The sequence below is a fragment of the Terrihalobacillus insolitus genome (assembly GCF_028416575.1).
GTDB classification, from domain to species: Bacteria; Bacillota; Bacilli; order Bacillales; family Amphibacillaceae; genus Terrihalobacillus; species Terrihalobacillus insolitus.
Genome location: NZ_JAMQKB010000001.1, coordinates 551,547 through 565,749 on the forward strand (window position 1 = coordinate 551,547; position 14,203 = coordinate 565,749).

At 40.2% G+C, this 14,203-nt stretch carries 13 protein-coding genes; 4 read left to right on the top strand and 9 right to left on the bottom strand.

The window, feature by feature from the left end; translation table 11 throughout:
* The first annotated feature begins 1 nt into the window (after position 1).
* The 3 genes from NC797_RS02590 to NC797_RS02600 are packed head-to-tail and all read left to right on the top strand — an operon-like array spanning position 2 to position 2,509.
* Positions 2-1,012, top strand: a complete 1,011-nt coding sequence (locus tag NC797_RS02590) for a methionine ABC transporter ATP-binding protein (RefSeq protein ID WP_272435080.1) — start codon at positions 2-4, stop codon at positions 1,010-1,012.
* Positions 1,005-1,664, top strand: a complete 660-nt coding sequence (locus tag NC797_RS02595; RefSeq protein ID WP_272435081.1) for a methionine ABC transporter permease — start codon at positions 1,005-1,007, stop codon at positions 1,662-1,664. Before NC797_RS02590 ends, NC797_RS02595 begins: the two co-directional genes overlap by 8 nt.
* Before the next feature lie 26 nt (positions 1,665-1,690).
* Entirely contained in the window at positions 1,691-2,509 is an 819-nt protein-coding gene (locus tag NC797_RS02600; RefSeq protein WP_272435082.1) for a MetQ/NlpA family ABC transporter substrate-binding protein, read from the top strand.
* A 72-nt stretch (positions 2,510-2,581) separates the two neighbouring features.
* On the opposite strand, the gene NC797_RS02605 is transcribed toward NC797_RS02600, so the two are convergent.
* The 4 genes from NC797_RS02605 to NC797_RS02620 all read right to left on the bottom strand — a co-directional run bounded on the left by NC797_RS02605 (position 2,582) and on the right by NC797_RS02620 (position 7,639).
* Complete coding sequence (locus tag NC797_RS02605) at positions 2,582-3,220, bottom strand: hypothetical protein (protein WP_272435083.1); 639 nt, start codon at positions 3,218-3,220, stop codon at positions 2,582-2,584.
* A 274-nt stretch (positions 3,221-3,494) separates the two neighbouring features.
* Positions 3,495-4,985, bottom strand: a complete 1,491-nt coding sequence (locus NC797_RS02610) for a Na+/H+ antiporter NhaC family protein (protein WP_272435085.1) — start codon at positions 4,983-4,985, stop codon at positions 3,495-3,497.
* A 703-nt stretch (positions 4,986-5,688) separates the two neighbouring features.
* Positions 5,689-6,315, bottom strand: a complete 627-nt coding sequence (locus NC797_RS02615) for a response regulator (protein WP_272435087.1) — start codon at positions 6,313-6,315, stop codon at positions 5,689-5,691.
* Complete coding sequence (locus NC797_RS02620) at positions 6,287-7,639, bottom strand: sensor histidine kinase (RefSeq protein ID WP_272435088.1); 1,353 nt, start codon at positions 7,637-7,639, stop codon at positions 6,287-6,289. The genes NC797_RS02615 and NC797_RS02620 overlap by 29 nt, the downstream gene beginning before the upstream one ends.
* Before the next feature lie 144 nt (positions 7,640-7,783).
* On the opposite strand from NC797_RS02620, the gene NC797_RS02625 reads away from it, so the two are divergent.
* On the top strand, positions 7,784-8,965 hold the full coding sequence (locus NC797_RS02625) for a M20 metallopeptidase family protein (protein WP_272435090.1): 1,182 nt from the start codon (positions 7,784-7,786) through the stop codon (positions 8,963-8,965).
* A gap of 310 nt (positions 8,966-9,275) precedes the next feature.
* On the opposite strand, the gene NC797_RS02630 is transcribed toward NC797_RS02625, so the two are convergent.
* From NC797_RS02630 to NC797_RS02650, 5 genes are read right to left on the bottom strand one after another with little or no spacing between them, the layout of a single operon-like run.
* On the bottom strand, positions 9,276-9,728 hold the full coding sequence (locus NC797_RS02630) for a hypothetical protein (RefSeq protein ID WP_272435092.1): 453 nt from the start codon (positions 9,726-9,728) through the stop codon (positions 9,276-9,278).
* A 4-nt stretch (positions 9,729-9,732) separates the two neighbouring features.
* Positions 9,733-10,554 (bottom strand): DUF3100 domain-containing protein, encoded by an 822-nt coding sequence (locus tag NC797_RS02635; protein ID WP_272435093.1) that lies wholly within the window; start codon positions 10,552-10,554, stop codon positions 9,733-9,735.
* Positions 10,555-10,572: 18 nt separating this feature from the next.
* A complete protein-coding gene (locus tag NC797_RS02640) occupies positions 10,573-11,472 on the bottom strand; it encodes an NAD(P)-dependent oxidoreductase (RefSeq protein ID WP_272435094.1) in 900 nt (299 codons plus the stop codon).
* Between the two features lie 36 nt (positions 11,473-11,508).
* Positions 11,509-12,960 carry an aldehyde dehydrogenase family protein gene (locus NC797_RS02645; protein ID WP_272435095.1) on the bottom strand — a complete coding sequence of 484 codons (1,452 nt, stop codon included), beginning with the start codon at positions 12,958-12,960 and terminating at the stop codon, positions 11,509-11,511.
* A gap of 3 nt (positions 12,961-12,963) precedes the next feature.
* Positions 12,964-14,157 (bottom strand): M20 metallopeptidase family protein, encoded by a 1,194-nt coding sequence (locus NC797_RS02650; RefSeq protein ID WP_272435096.1) that lies wholly within the window; start codon positions 14,155-14,157, stop codon positions 12,964-12,966.
* Positions 14,158-14,203: the final 46 nt, after the last annotated feature.

Genomic DNA, 14,203 nt, shown 5'->3' on the forward strand with positions numbered 1-14,203 from the left:
CATGATTGAATTGAGGAATTTAACAAAGGAATTTAAAAGCAAAAAGGATCGGATTGTAGGTGTTGACAATGTCTCACTAACAATTCAAACGGGTGAAATATTCGGTATCGTTGGATATAGCGGTGCGGGCAAAAGTACTCTGCTTCGCTGTATGAATATTTTGGAAAGGCCTACTTCCGGTGTAGTTAGAGTCGATGGCGTAGATTTATTGCAGTTATCTAGCAAAGAACTTCGCAAAACAAGGCAATCAATCGGTATGATTTTTCAAGGGTTTTATTTGGTTTCGTCTAAAACTGTATACGATAACGTTGCATTTGCCTTAAAAGCAGCTGGTGTGGAAAATTCCATTATAAGGGAAAGAGTCGAGGAATTGTTAAACCTTGTTGGTCTTAGAGACAGGATCAATCAGTATCCTTCTCAACTGAGTGGCGGCCAAAAGCAACGTGTTAGTATTGCTCGTGCCCTTGCGAATAATCCAAAGGTTCTTTTATGTGATGAAGCAACTTCAGCATTAGATCCGAACACTACAAAGTCAATTCTTGCTTTATTAAAAAAAATAAACAAGGAGCTTGGTCTAACGATTGTTATTATCACGCATGAAATGGAAGTGGTAAAGGAAATCTGTCATCGATGTGCGGTCATGCAAGATGGAAGAGTAGTCGAACAGGGCTCTACCTTTGACATTTTCTCAAGCCCGAGTGATCCTTTAACAAAAAGGTTCATTGAAACTGTTCTAAGCTTCGAGCTACCTGCTAAGCTGTTAGAAAGTATTCAAGGGAAACTGGTTAGACTTCAATTTCGGGGAGATATGGCAGCGGAAGCCGTTGTATCTGATATGCTGCAGTCTTTTTCAGTAAAAGGAAATATTTTACACGGGAAGGTGGAGTATATCCAAGACGTTCCTTTAGGTATTTTCATCATGGAAGTAAATGGGGATGAACTAGAAGTGGATCAGGCACTCGATTATCTTCGCGGTCGTGTTAGCAAAGTGGAGGTGATGGACAATGAGTAATATTATTGAAATCTTGCCTGAGTTAAACATAGCATTTTTCCAAACCTTACTAATGGTTGGAATTGCTTTATTAGTAGCTGTTTTGTTGGGCTTGCCTTTGGGAATTATCCTGTTTATTACCGATAGAGGACTTTTTTTAGAAAATAAATGGGTTAAAAGTGTTGTAGGTATACTCATTAACCTAATACGTTCAATTCCGTTTATTATTTTGCTTGTTTTTCTATTGCCTTTTACTAACTTATTATTAGGTACTACGATTGGACCATTAGCAGCTTCTGTCTCTTTATCTGTGGCGGCAATTCCTTTTTATGCAAGAATAGTAGAGTCGTCAGCAAGGGAAATTGATAAGGGCGTCATTGAGGCAGCTGTTGCTGTAGGCGCATCCCCGTGGATGATTATTAAACACATTATCCTACCAGAAGCAAAGCCTGGTTTAATCACTGGGTTAACAATTACAGCTATTAGTCTAATTGGTTATTCCGCTATGGCTGGTACAATCGGCGGTGGGGGAATAGGAGATTTAGCAATTCGATATGGTTACTATCGTTATGATAATACCGTTATGTTCACTACAGTCATTTTGCTAATTGTGCTCGTACAATTTGTGCAGTATTCTGGTGACTTCATAGCGAAAGCCGTTAATAAGCGATAAATACTACATTTGGAGTGATAAGGAAAATGAAAAAAAGTTTTTGGGTGCTATTATTGATTTTTATAGTTAGTACACTTTCCGCTTGCGGATCTGATGAAAGCACCGCTTCTAACGGAGAAAAAAAAGAGTTAGTATTAGGTGGTACGATTCCATATAGTGACATGCTTAAAGAGGCTGTCAAACCTTATTTGGAGGAAAAAGGGTATACCGTTACAGTGAAAGAATTCAATGATTATGTACAACCAAATAAGGCACTAGACAATGGGTCATTGGATGCTAACTTGTTTCAACACAAAGTTTATATGGATGCTTTTGCAGAAGAAAATGACATGGAGCTATCTAGTGTGATAACGGTACCAACCGCTCCAATTGGTATTTATTCGAATAAATATGAAACATTGGATGACATTGAAAAAGGCAGTACAGTCGCAGTAGCTAATGATCCTACAAATCTAGCGAGAGGGCTTACCGTCTTAAAGGAAAACGGAGTAATAGAATTTGATAGTAATGTGGATCCCCTACGAGCCACTGTGAAAAACATTACAAGTAATCCAAAAGAATTAAAATTTAAGCCAGTTGAAGCAGCGCAATTACCACGAACATTAGAATCTGTAGATCTTGCAGCAATAAATGGTAATTTTGCTATATCAGCCGGGTTGGATTTAACCACTGCCATTGTAAGAGATAAACTGCCTGAAAATATTATCAACCGTGTCGTTGTAAAAACAGAAAATATGGATAAGCAATATGTGAAGGACATAAAAGAAGCAGTACAATCAGATGAGTTCAGGAAGGTGATTGATGAAAAATTCCAGGGTTTCCATAAACCTGATTGGATGAATTAAATCATCTACAACTAAAGGGGGCAGGTACCGCAAAAAGACATATGTCATTTGTGGAGCCTGACCCCTTGTATCTTAATTAACTTGCACCTGTTTCGTTAATCTAAGTAATTCTTCCTCTACGATATTCCCTTTAACACCAGGCTTTGTAACAAGGTAACGGGCAATCTCTTCGTCCGTCATATCATAGGCCTCTTTATAACCACTAATGAGCATACGAAGATAGCGTTCAGACGGCTGGGTGAATTCCCGTTTATTCATATCCTCTTTGTGCGTGAATGTAAAAATAGGAATACCATCCTGGTCTCCAACATGAAGTACATTGCCGTATAACGATTCGCGTACCATTATGGAGCCCTTTTCTAGAATGCTTTCAAAGTTAATAGTTATATCATCCGTTTCATTTTCTTGTCGCACAACATCCACAAACTGCTCTTTTGTTATTAAATACATTCTACCTAACGATTTATTCGTTTCACTGCTTGACGTGCCAATAAAGGCTACGCCACCATCCCATCGACTAGAATACGATGCGAAATAGAGTGGATAGTCTAATTCGATAGCTTGCACATCTACAGGCGATGTGTTATCTCTCGCTCCTTTTTCTGATTTCGTGGAACCTGCTGGCTGACCACCTTTTATATAACAAAGAAATCGATCCTCACATAAGTTTGATCCAAAACTTGAATACCACACATAATTTTTATTTTCCATGTTCAAACCTCCCCATTTAAAACCAATCAGACACAAAAAGTAGCTATATCGAGCAAAAAACATATTTTATAAAATAAGTGGACTCAAGGTTCCCTATTACAAAAAACTAGCCAAAATAACCAGTTAAACATACAATAACGAAATGACAGTCCTCGAGCTGCCCATTGTAGCATTAGATTTTTTGAATTTTAAATACTGCAACATCGTCCTTGTAACTACAACGAAAAAAGATAGGCAATCCACCTATCTTTTTTTCTACACATTATATCAAATATTAAATAACAAAACCGATAACCAAGAAAAACACAGCAGCAATGCTAGCCGCTACTAATGCATATGGTAATTGTGTATTAATGTGGTTCATGTGTTCACAGTCAGCCCCAACGGATGACATAACACTTGTATCTGATATTGGAGAAGTGTGATCTCCGAATGTACCACCAGATAGAACAGCTGCTGCAGCTAGAATCGGATCTCCTCCAGTAGCCAGCGTTAACGATACACCGATTGGCATCATAATTGCCCAAGTTCCCCAAGATGTACCCATAGAGAAGGATACAAACGCTGATATAATGAATACGGAGAATGGAATGATGGCACTTGGAATTACTCCACCTGCAACCTGCTCAAGGTATGCAGAAGCACCGAGTCCTTCAGGTGCAGCTGCACGCATAAGGTCACCTAGTGTTACGGCAAGGATAATAATTATTGCTCCTAAAATGACGGATTTACTTCCTTCAAACAACTCGTTCAAGAATTCCTTAGCAGTCATTAATTTGCTTGAAATATATTTAATAAATGCTATCAAAATACCAACTGAGAAGCTGACAATTAACATCTGATTTCCATTAAGAGGTACAGTAGAAACGTCAAACATCAAGGCAACAGTATAGTTCCATAAACCTAACACAACTAAAATTGCAACGGATATGGATAAAGGTAACACCATATCAGACGTTGTACCATTTCGTACCGTTCCTTCACTTGCAGTGGATGCCTCATCTGCAACTTTATAACCTTCTTGGTAACCATCAGATTGCGCTTTAAGCTCTGCCTGTTTCATTGGACCAAAGTCTTTGATTTTGCCCGTTGCAAATAAAAAGACCATTGCTAGCATAACTAAATTATAGAAGTTATAAGGAATAGTGCTTGCTAGTGCAGCGATCGGATCGTCTACACCTGGGATATTGTCTACCATTAACGCACCCATGAAGGCAACCCATCCAGAGATAGGGATTAATACATTAATTGGTGCGGAGGTAGAGTCAAGATAAAATGCTAATTTTTCACGAGATATTTTCATACGATCAAAGATTGGGCGAAATACCGTGCCAGTTGCTAGTGAACTGAAGTAAGCACTTGTGAATAGAGAGCTTCCCATTACAGCAGTTGCTACTTGTGCACCATTTTTTGATTTAACCTTTGACGATAACCACGTTCCAAAAGCATATGCTCCACCAGAACGATTTAAGATACCGATAAAAGCACCTAGTAAGAGAATAACAATAATAATTTCTGCTCTTCCAGGACTTGATGCTATGCCCACACCACGAAGTTCTTCCGTTCCTGGGTGACCTGCAACGGCCTTGAATAAATTGACAATTGAATAAATGATAGCATGGAATAGGCCATTTTCATTCGTGTCCATAATGAACGTGCCTGTCAAGATGCCAAGTAATAAGGATGGGATTACCCTTTTGGACCATATTGCAAATCCTAGTGCTAAAATTGATGGCAATATGGATAATAATCCGTAATGTTCCATATCATTTCCTCCTTTTTAAAATGCAGTTTAATCTTATGAGTTTTAATAATAGTCAAAAAACTCATAATAAGATTGTACTAGAAGATAAAAGGGGATTTGTACAGAAAAAAAAGAAAAAAAGATCTTGGTTGTTGATCGTTAAGGGCGTGTTTAAAAAGTGCCAAATGATAAGCTGCGTATCTGGGCGATGAGGACACATTCGGAGCCAAAAACCAGACGAACACGCTCTCATCTGGGTGATGAAGACACATTCGGAGCCAAAAACCAGACAAACGCGCTCTCATCTGGGCGATGAAGACGCATTCGGTGCTTAAAACCAGACGAATGTGCTCTCATCTGGGCGATGAAGACGCATTCGAGGCCAAAAACCAGTCGAATGCGCTCTCATCTGGGCGATGAGGACGCATTCGGGGTCAAAAACCAGACAAACGTGCTCTCATCTGGGTGATGAAGACGCATTCAGGGTCAAAAACCAGACAAACGCGCTCTCATCTAGGCGATGAGGACGCATTCGGGGCTTAAAACCAGACAAACGTGCTCTCATCTGGGCGATGAAGACGCATTCGGGGTCAAAAACCAGACAAACGTGCTCTCATCTGGGTGATGAAGACGCATTCAGGGTCAAAAACCAGTCGAATGCGCTCTCACCCAGCTCCTGCGTCCAGCGGTTATTACTTTCTATCCAAATAAAACAGCCAATATTTCACGAAAACCATTGATAAACCTTTTTAGGGCGACCTATTTTTTGATAGCTCGTGCTTTGTTTTACTTTGCCGATTTCTAGTAAGTACATGATATAACGGTAAACGGTTGGGTAAGCTAATCCAATTTCATCAGAAATTTCATCTACTGAAATCGGTTCCTTGTTTTGTTTTAAGTAATGAACAATATGACTTAATGTTGTTTTGCTTATTCCTTTTGTTACAAAAATGTCCTCTTGTTCTTCTTGCGTAGTAGCGATGTTTGCGAGCCGAGCATGTAACTTCATTCTAGCAATAATATCGGGTGCTTTAACTGGTTTTAGTGCAAAATCAGAAGCTCCTTCCTCAAGAAAACGATCTGCTATTTCTTGACGCTCATCTACGGTCAAAACGAGTATGGGTATATGGGGATCTTGTTTACGTGCTTCTTTTACGAACTGCATACCATCCATTTCAGGCATGTGGTAATCAGCCAAGATCATATCCATCCTTTCTTCTAATAGCAATTGAAGTCCTTGGTATCCGTTTTCCGCTTGGAAGGGTACCCATCCAGGGTGTTTACATATTTCACTTAACGTGTACCGTAATCGTGCATCGTCATCAATAATTAGTACCTTCAATTTGAACACTCCTTTCTGGAAGAACGATCCAAAAAACAGACCCAATTCCTTTTTTACTTTCAATCACTAAACGTGCTCCGTGAACATCTGCAACACTTTTGACAAAGGTCATTCCAATACCGGGATGTGATTTCGTCGTATAACCTACCTCCCATATTTTTTCTTTTTCTCTGTTTAATAAACCTACCCCATTATCTGCTACTCCAATCCATACCTGTCCACTCTTGTATATGGTATGTATCGTGACCTGACCGTCTTCCTTTGATTGTATGGCATCACATGCATTATCGATCAGGTTAACGATGGCACGTGTAAGTCGAATTTTATTAATAAAAATTTGAATATCGCCATCTGCCTCTAAGTGAAAGTCAAAAGTGACCGATGTTGTTGGTCTAATTTTGTTGGAACGGACATAGGAAATAAGTTCATGTAACGTCCACCATTTTTTTCTATCTTCATATAAAATTTCAGATACCATATCACTTATTGCCTGAATAGACTGGGAGGTATGTTCTGTATATTCCGCAATTTGCGTATCGTTTGTTTTCATTTTAATTAATGAATTCAAACCTTCAATCGAAGAAAGTGGTGTTTTTAAATCATGAACAAGGTGGAGAGCTTCCCTTCCAGACCGTGACTCAGCAGCCTCCATGTTCGCGCGTAACAAATCCTGTGTGATTCGCCTCTTCTGTTCCGAAACAGCAGAATAAACCGTTAAAATTACTGAATTCACCACAAAAACAATACATAGAAGCAAGCTATATAAGGAAAGGGTTTGATCAAACTCAATTTGTACAGCTGTAGATTTTACCTCTTGTGAAACAGGACCAAGGCCAAATCCGTATGAAGTGAGAAAGACAACGGTATCAAGCCACTGAACCCCAAATAAAAGCTGTGCCAACACAAAGGATTTGGTGAATGGTTTAATGCTATCTTTTGCTAATATATGCAGGAAGATAATTGATACAAGCAGTAGGATTGCTGGCCCACCAAAGTTGTAATTTAGTGGATAGTAAAGATTGATCGACACATAAGCGAGTGGGATGAGACAGAAAGGAATAACAATTTTTAAATAGCGTTTTCCTAAAAGCTCCCCAATTTCTTCGCCTAGTAAAAAGGCACCAATGTAGTGTGGCAATGCCCTTATTGTATTGAGTAATACAAGATAAAAGGCAGCGTTCATAAGGGAATTACCTGTTGGATCATCCCGAAGCTTTTGTAGTTTGTCATCTAAACCAATTTCTTCTAAACCAAACCATAAAGGCATCGATATCCCTAGGAGAATGAGACCAAATTTGATAAGCATCCCTTTTGTTATATAGCCTTTTAGCATTGCTGTCACCTACATTTCTGTCGTCTGTTCGTGGAGAAAAAAAAGAAAATAAATTTACTTCATCCTCAGTATGTGAAAAACTGATAAGTACTTATAGTTTAGTATAAAATGGGATAGATTTAAAAGTTAATTGGAGGATGAATAATGAATACTTTACGTATACAAGCAGAAAAAGATAAAGATACACTCATAAATTGGCGTAGAAAATTACACCAACACCCAGAGATTGGATTAGAAGAGTTCGAAACGAGTAAGTTTGTACAAGAGCAGCTAAAGGGGCTCGGCTTAGAAGATGTTCAAGTGATCGCAAAGACAGGAGTAGTTGGGTTGTTAAAAGGTGAAGAGCCTGGTCCAACGGTTGCACTTAGAGCGGACATGGATGCCCTTCCAATTCAGGATGAAAAGACAGTTGAATACGCTTCTAAAAGAGAAGGGAAAGCCCATTTATGTGGGCATGATGGACATACAACGATGCTTCTTGGGGCTGTGAAAATACTATTGGCCACCCCCCCTAAAAGAGGAAATGTGAAATTTATATTCCAGCCAGGTGAAGAAGGCTATTTTGGAGCAGAAAAGATGATCGAGAACGGGGCTTTAGAAAATCCAAAGGTCGATGCGATCGCTGGATTACACGTTAACCCGATGGTACCAACAGGTCATGTAACCTGCTCTCCAAAGGAAGTTTGCGCTGCAGCTGACTTTTTTGATTTAGAGATTAAAGGACAAGGTGGTCATGCGGCACACCCACACCTTTCTACTGATTCGATTACCATTGCAACGGAAGTTATCTCATCCTTACAGCAAATCGTTAGTAGACAACTTGATCCAATCACATCTACTGTGTTGACGATTGGACAAATACATGGTGGCACGGTTAACAATGCGATCGCTTCTAGTGTGAAGATTGGTGGAACTGTTAGAACATTAGATCCAGACATTCGTAAAACAATGAAAGACCGAATGGAAAAGATCATTAAAGGAATCACTGAGGGATTTGGAGCAACCTATCAATTTGATTATCATTATTTCTATCCACAATTAATCAATACTGCCTCCTTAATTCCGACTTTAAAAAAGTCAGTTGAGGATGTACTTGGTCTGGAAGGATATTCCGTTGCCAAACCATCAATGGGTGGGGAGGACTTTTCCTTCTACATACAAAAAATCCCTGGGGTGTTCTTCCGCCTAGGTGTAAGAAATGAAGACAAAAATGCTGTCTACCCACTTCATCACCCAAAATTTGACTTAGATGAAGACGCCTTGCCTTATGGTGCATCATGCTTAGCACAATATGCATTGAACTATTTGAATGACAGTACACTTTAATCTAGTAAAATCTGTAGCGGACTTTGTAGGTGCAATAGACTACGGGTCTCTCGATTTTCCGCATCTCCTTCAGACACTACCTCACGATAATGCCCTAGAATAGTATTCACCAGTTGTATCAGCACTCTGGTGGGAGGACTTTCACCTCCAAGAAAACTTACCTTCCAGGGTTTATACAGAGCCGTGTTTACACGAGGTAACGTACTCCTATCCCTTAACAGTTAGTTCGACGTAGTTCTTACGCTAGGTGCGCCTGCCCGTCACATAAAATTCGGGTGGTGACAGGCACCACCCGAAGCCGAACTCTAGATTAAATTATCCCTTGCACTCGTAAGATAATTTCTGCGATGATTGCTGAGCCTAGGAATGTCCCAATCATGACTAACATGGCTACGACGATACTTCTCCAGCCTAATTTCACGAAATCAGTCCACGATCTTCCAATAGCAATCCCCGCATAGGCCAATATTGGCGTGGCTAAAGCTAATAGATTAACACTGTTTGTCCATTCGACAATTTGCTCTGAACCTGGCATCCATGGCATGGAAACGAGAATACCGACAATCGCAACATACGCAACACTCGGGATATTCCCAGGGATTAGTTTCTGAATAATTAACCCAGCAAGACAAATCAATACAAGGACGATCATTCCAGGAATAGCTGCTCCGGGTAAAACATCATAACCTGCCCAATTCCCAATTAATGACACAACTGCAAAAATGAGTAGCAATAACGTCCATTCTTGTATGTTTTTCAGCATAGTCCTACGCTCCTATCCCTGTATTTTTTGACTCGACTTTCTTTTCTCTTCTCTTTGTCAATACTTCATACAGCTTTTCTGTTAAAGGAAGACCTATAAAGATACTCATATACAACCCTGTCGAAAGGGATAATAGATTACTAGCTCCAGCAAAGGCAAGGATGTCCGTTTCCATCGCTGGGAAAGCCGCTACTAATGAACCACTCGCTGCGGCCATCATACTTCCACTTCCAATACCAGATGCCATCGCAAAGGATAAAGGATGTAGTGGAGTCAACGTAGCTAAGAACCCAGAAATAAGTCCCATAAATACTGCACCAAACACGGTACCGAAGATATAGATAGACATAACACCGCGGCCTTCAGGGGAATCAAAGCCAAACTTGTCCATGATTAGTCCAACGTTAGGCTCACGGGCAACAGAGTGAGTCATCCCAATACTTTCTCGCTTTAATCCTAAAAATACAGCTACTGGCAAAGCTAAGAAGATTGTTCCGAGGTTACCGAATTCTTGTAAAATCAAGGCTGGACCCGCTTCAATGATTTGTGGTAAAGATGGTCCAATAATAACGCCAATTTTGGCAATTAACATCGTTACCCCTAAAATAATTAGTGGTTCCGCGTTTTTTGATTGTTTTTCTTTGACGATCGGCGTGAAATAAAGAGCAAGGCCAATAATAATAGCATAAAGCATCGGTAATAATAAGATAACTCCTGGTCCTAATGAAAACTTGTGTGTACCAATCAATTCTGTAATCACTACGATAACAAGCACAATCGCATGAAGGCGCCAATCTTTCCAAAGGTTTTTACGTTCTTCTGACATTCGTATTCCTCCTCAACATTATTTTGGTATAATCTTAAAACCTGCTAACCCCTCCAAAATCTGGCTAACGGCAGAAGTGTCCATCTCCCCCTTTCCATTATTTTCGGCAATTGAAAAAAATTGTTCAATCATAGCACTGAAAAAGGTTGGGATTTTCTCTTGTTTTGCTAGCTTCATATATAGATGAATGTCCTTAGACATGTGCTGTAACATGAATTTTACATTCTCATGCTTCCCATCCAACAAATTTGGCCCAAATACTGACATCACTTTTGTCTGAGCAGAGCCTTTTTGCATCATTTCAACAATTTGTGTAGCTGGCACACCTGCTTTGACACCAGTAAGTAATGCCTCACTAAGTAAAGTGACGATCCCTGCTACAACTAAATTATTACATAGCTTAACAACTTGACCAGATCCCGAATCACCAATATACTCAATTTCTTTCCCAACAGCCCGTAAGACAGGATCGATCCCATCAAAGCGCTCCTTGTCACCACCTACCACTATGGTCAATTCACCCTTATTAGCCCCATCTGGCCCACCACTTAACGGGCAATCAAAGAAAGCAATTTCTTTTTGTGCTGATAGGTCAAACAGCTGTCTCGTTGTCTCTACATCTGTTGTACTTACATCAAGGATATATCCGCCACTTGCCATGTAACGTAATGCACCGTCTTCACCATTGATTGCTTCTCTAACAAGCTTTGGTGAAGGTAATGATATAACACAATAGGTTACTTGTTTAAAAAATTCTGCTTTATCTATTACAGGCTTTGCCCCCAATGGAACAACTGCAGCTAATGCTTGTTGATTCACGTCAAAAGCAACGACATGATATCCGTTTTTAACAAGATTTTTAATAATACCTTTACCCATTGCCCCGCAGCCAATTACACCAACTGTTTCTTTATTCACACGTATTCCCCCTCTATTTCAACTTTTGTTGATGACTTAAGGTCTAACATAGACTGTCTTGTAATCTGTCCAAAAGTCGAGGGCCGTGCTTCCTTGTTCACGCGGTCCGATACTCGATGTTTTCTTTCCTCCAAAGGGGTATTGATTTTCAAAATAATTAGACGGAATATTGACATGGGTAACACCAGACTGAATATTCCTAACAAAATGAAAAGCCTTATTTAAATCTTTCGTGTAAATTGTCGATGACAAGCCAAACTCTGTATTATTTGCTACTCGCATTGCTTCTTCATATGAATCCACTTCCATTACGGCAACAACAGGACCGAAAATTTCTTCTTTTGCTATCGTCATCTCTTCTGTTACTCCACTAAAAATAGTTGGTGCAACAAAATAGCCCTTATCCAACCCGTTTTCCGTTAACCGCTTTCCACCATATTCAAGGGTAGCCCCTTCTTCAAGTGCACTTTTCACGTAATGAAGATAGACGTTTAACTGTGATTCGTCAATAACCGGGCCGTTATCCACACCTTCATCAAACCCATTACCGATTACTAGCTTTTTTGTTTTTTCAATCAGTTTGTCGATGACCACTCGCTTAATTGTTTTTGGAATAATTAGGCGACTTGTCCCTGTACAACGCTGGCCGTTATCTAAAAAGCTACTATCAATCAGACTATCCACCGCCTGATTGATATCAGCATCTTCTAATATAATTGACGGATTCTTTCCGCCCATCTCTGCCTGCATTTTGCCTCCACGGGCGGTTACCGCTTTACCTAATGCAATTCCAACTTCGGAAGAACCAGTAAAGGAGACTGCTTTTAGTGCTTGATTTTCACCAAACTCGCGCCCCACTACAGATCCAGAACCTGTTACCATATTAATAACACCTTTTGGTACTCCTGATTTTTCAAAAAGTTCGATAATTTTAATACTAATGAGCGAGGTATTGCTTGCAGGTTTAAAGACAACCGTATTGCCGGCAACGATTGCTGGAGCGATTTTCCATATCCCGATGCCTAATGGAAAATTGTATGGTGCAATGACACCAACTACACCGAGTGGCTCTCTTACCGTGTAACCAAAAATTTCTGCATCATACGATGGGATCGTCTCACCGGTAAGGCGTGTCGCTTCCCCACTAAATTGCTTCATTGCTTGAATCGTCTTTTCCACTTCTCCTCTTGCTTCACGCAGGGACTTACCGACTTCTTTTGTAATAATTGTTGCGAGGTTGTTGCGCTCATTTTCTAATGCTTGGATAAGACGAAAGAGGACATCTCCACGAATTGGTGCAGATGTATTTGCCCACGAAGGAAAAGCAATGGAAGCAGCTTCAATTGCCGTTTTGACATCATCTACACTCGAACTTTGAAAATAACCTAATACTTCTTTTGTATTTGCTGGATTAATGCTTGGATATGTTTCCCGTGTACCCGAATCAACCCACTGTCCACCGATAAAATTTTGATACGTTTTAGCCATTGCTTATTCCTCCCCCGAAAAGTGATTGAGAGCATTTTCTAACACGTAAATAATTGATCGAACAGCATCAGGTATGACATCATCATTGACTAAAAAAGCTGGATGATGCCACCCCTTATTTATTCCTTGTACCTCGTCACCTGTTCCTATCCAAAAATAACAACCAGGAACATACTGCTGGTACAGCGAAAAATCTTCCCCACCAAGCGTTGGTTCGGGAGCAACTACTCCGTCTCTTCCAAACACCTCGACAACGGACTTACGAGCTAGTTCTGTCATCGTTTTATCGTTAGCAATCGCAGGTACCTGAGGAATAAAATCAAGGTTCGCTTGTGCACCATACCCTTTAGCAATATCTCTGGAAATTCGTTCAATCATTTCTGGTAACATCGCCCTAACTTTCGGATTAAAACTACGAACGGTACCAGTTAATTCACAAGAACCAGCAATAACATTATGTGTCGTACCTGATTGGAACGAGCCAATCGTAATTACTACTGGTTCAAACGGATCAATATTCCTACTAACTGCTGACTGGAGCCCCATTACCACAGCAGATCCAGCAACAACAGCATCAACGGTATGTTGGGGAATAGCACCGTGTCCACTTTTACCAGTTATCCTTATTTTTATTGTATCAACTGCACCCATTAGGTTTCCGTCAGTAAGTCCAACCTTACCTGCTGGAATATTCGGCTGGTTATGGACACCAAATACAGCCTTGATCATGTCATCAGCAAATAAACCCGCTTCAATCATTTGTCTTGCGCCTTGGGTTGTCTCTTCTGCAGGCTGAAAAATAAATCTGACGTTTCCTGTTAATTCCATCTTTCGTTCTGCTAGCAAAAAAGCTGCACCTAGCCCGAGTGTCATATGAAAATCATGCCCACAAGCATGGGATACTCCATCGTTCTTTGACTTGTATGCTAATCCTGTTTCCTCTTGAATCGGAAGCGCATCAATATCCGCTCGATAAGCAACGGTTGGGCCTGGTTTTTCCCCCTTCACTTCCGCGACAAGACCTGTCGCTACATTTAGCGGTAATATGTCACAGCCCGCTTCTAGAAGCAATTCCTTCAGCAGCTTCGTCGTATCGAATTCTTTGGAACTTACTTCCGGATTCTCGTGAAGCTCTTGCCTAATCTTTGTCAATCTTGTCACAAGATTTGCATCGATCATTTGCTTTGTGTATGGCACTTTATTCACTCCTATTTCAGTTTCATTCCTACAACTTTTCAGGAAT

Coding starts and splice junctions, on each gene's coding strand:
- NC797_RS02590 (WP_272435080.1), top strand. CDS start 2: ATGATTGAATTGAGGAATTTAACAAAGGAATTTAAAAGCAAAAAGGAT.
- NC797_RS02600 (WP_272435082.1), top strand. CDS start 1,691: ATGAAAAAAAGTTTTTGGGTGCTATTATTGATTTTTATAGTTAGTACA.
- NC797_RS02610 (WP_272435085.1), bottom strand. CDS start 4,985: ATGGAACATTACGGATTATTATCCATATTGCCATCAATTTTAGCACTA.
- NC797_RS02645 (WP_272435095.1), bottom strand. CDS start 12,960: ATGGCTAAAACGTATCAAAATTTTATCGGTGGACAGTGGGTTGATTCG.
- NC797_RS02605 (WP_272435083.1), bottom strand. CDS start 3,220: ATGGAAAATAAAAATTATGTGTGGTATTCAAGTTTTGGATCAAACTTA.
- NC797_RS02595 (WP_272435081.1), top strand. CDS start 1,005: ATGAGTAATATTATTGAAATCTTGCCTGAGTTAAACATAGCATTTTTC.
- NC797_RS02630 (WP_272435092.1), bottom strand. CDS start 9,728: ATGCTGAAAAACATACAAGAATGGACGTTATTGCTACTCATTTTTGCA.
- NC797_RS02620 (WP_272435088.1), bottom strand. CDS start 7,639: ATGCTAAAAGGCTATATAACAAAAGGGATGCTTATCAAATTTGGTCTC.
- NC797_RS02635 (WP_272435093.1), bottom strand. CDS start 10,554: ATGTCAGAAGAACGTAAAAACCTTTGGAAAGATTGGCGCCTTCATGCG.
- NC797_RS02625 (WP_272435090.1), top strand. CDS start 7,784: ATGAATACTTTACGTATACAAGCAGAAAAAGATAAAGATACACTCATA.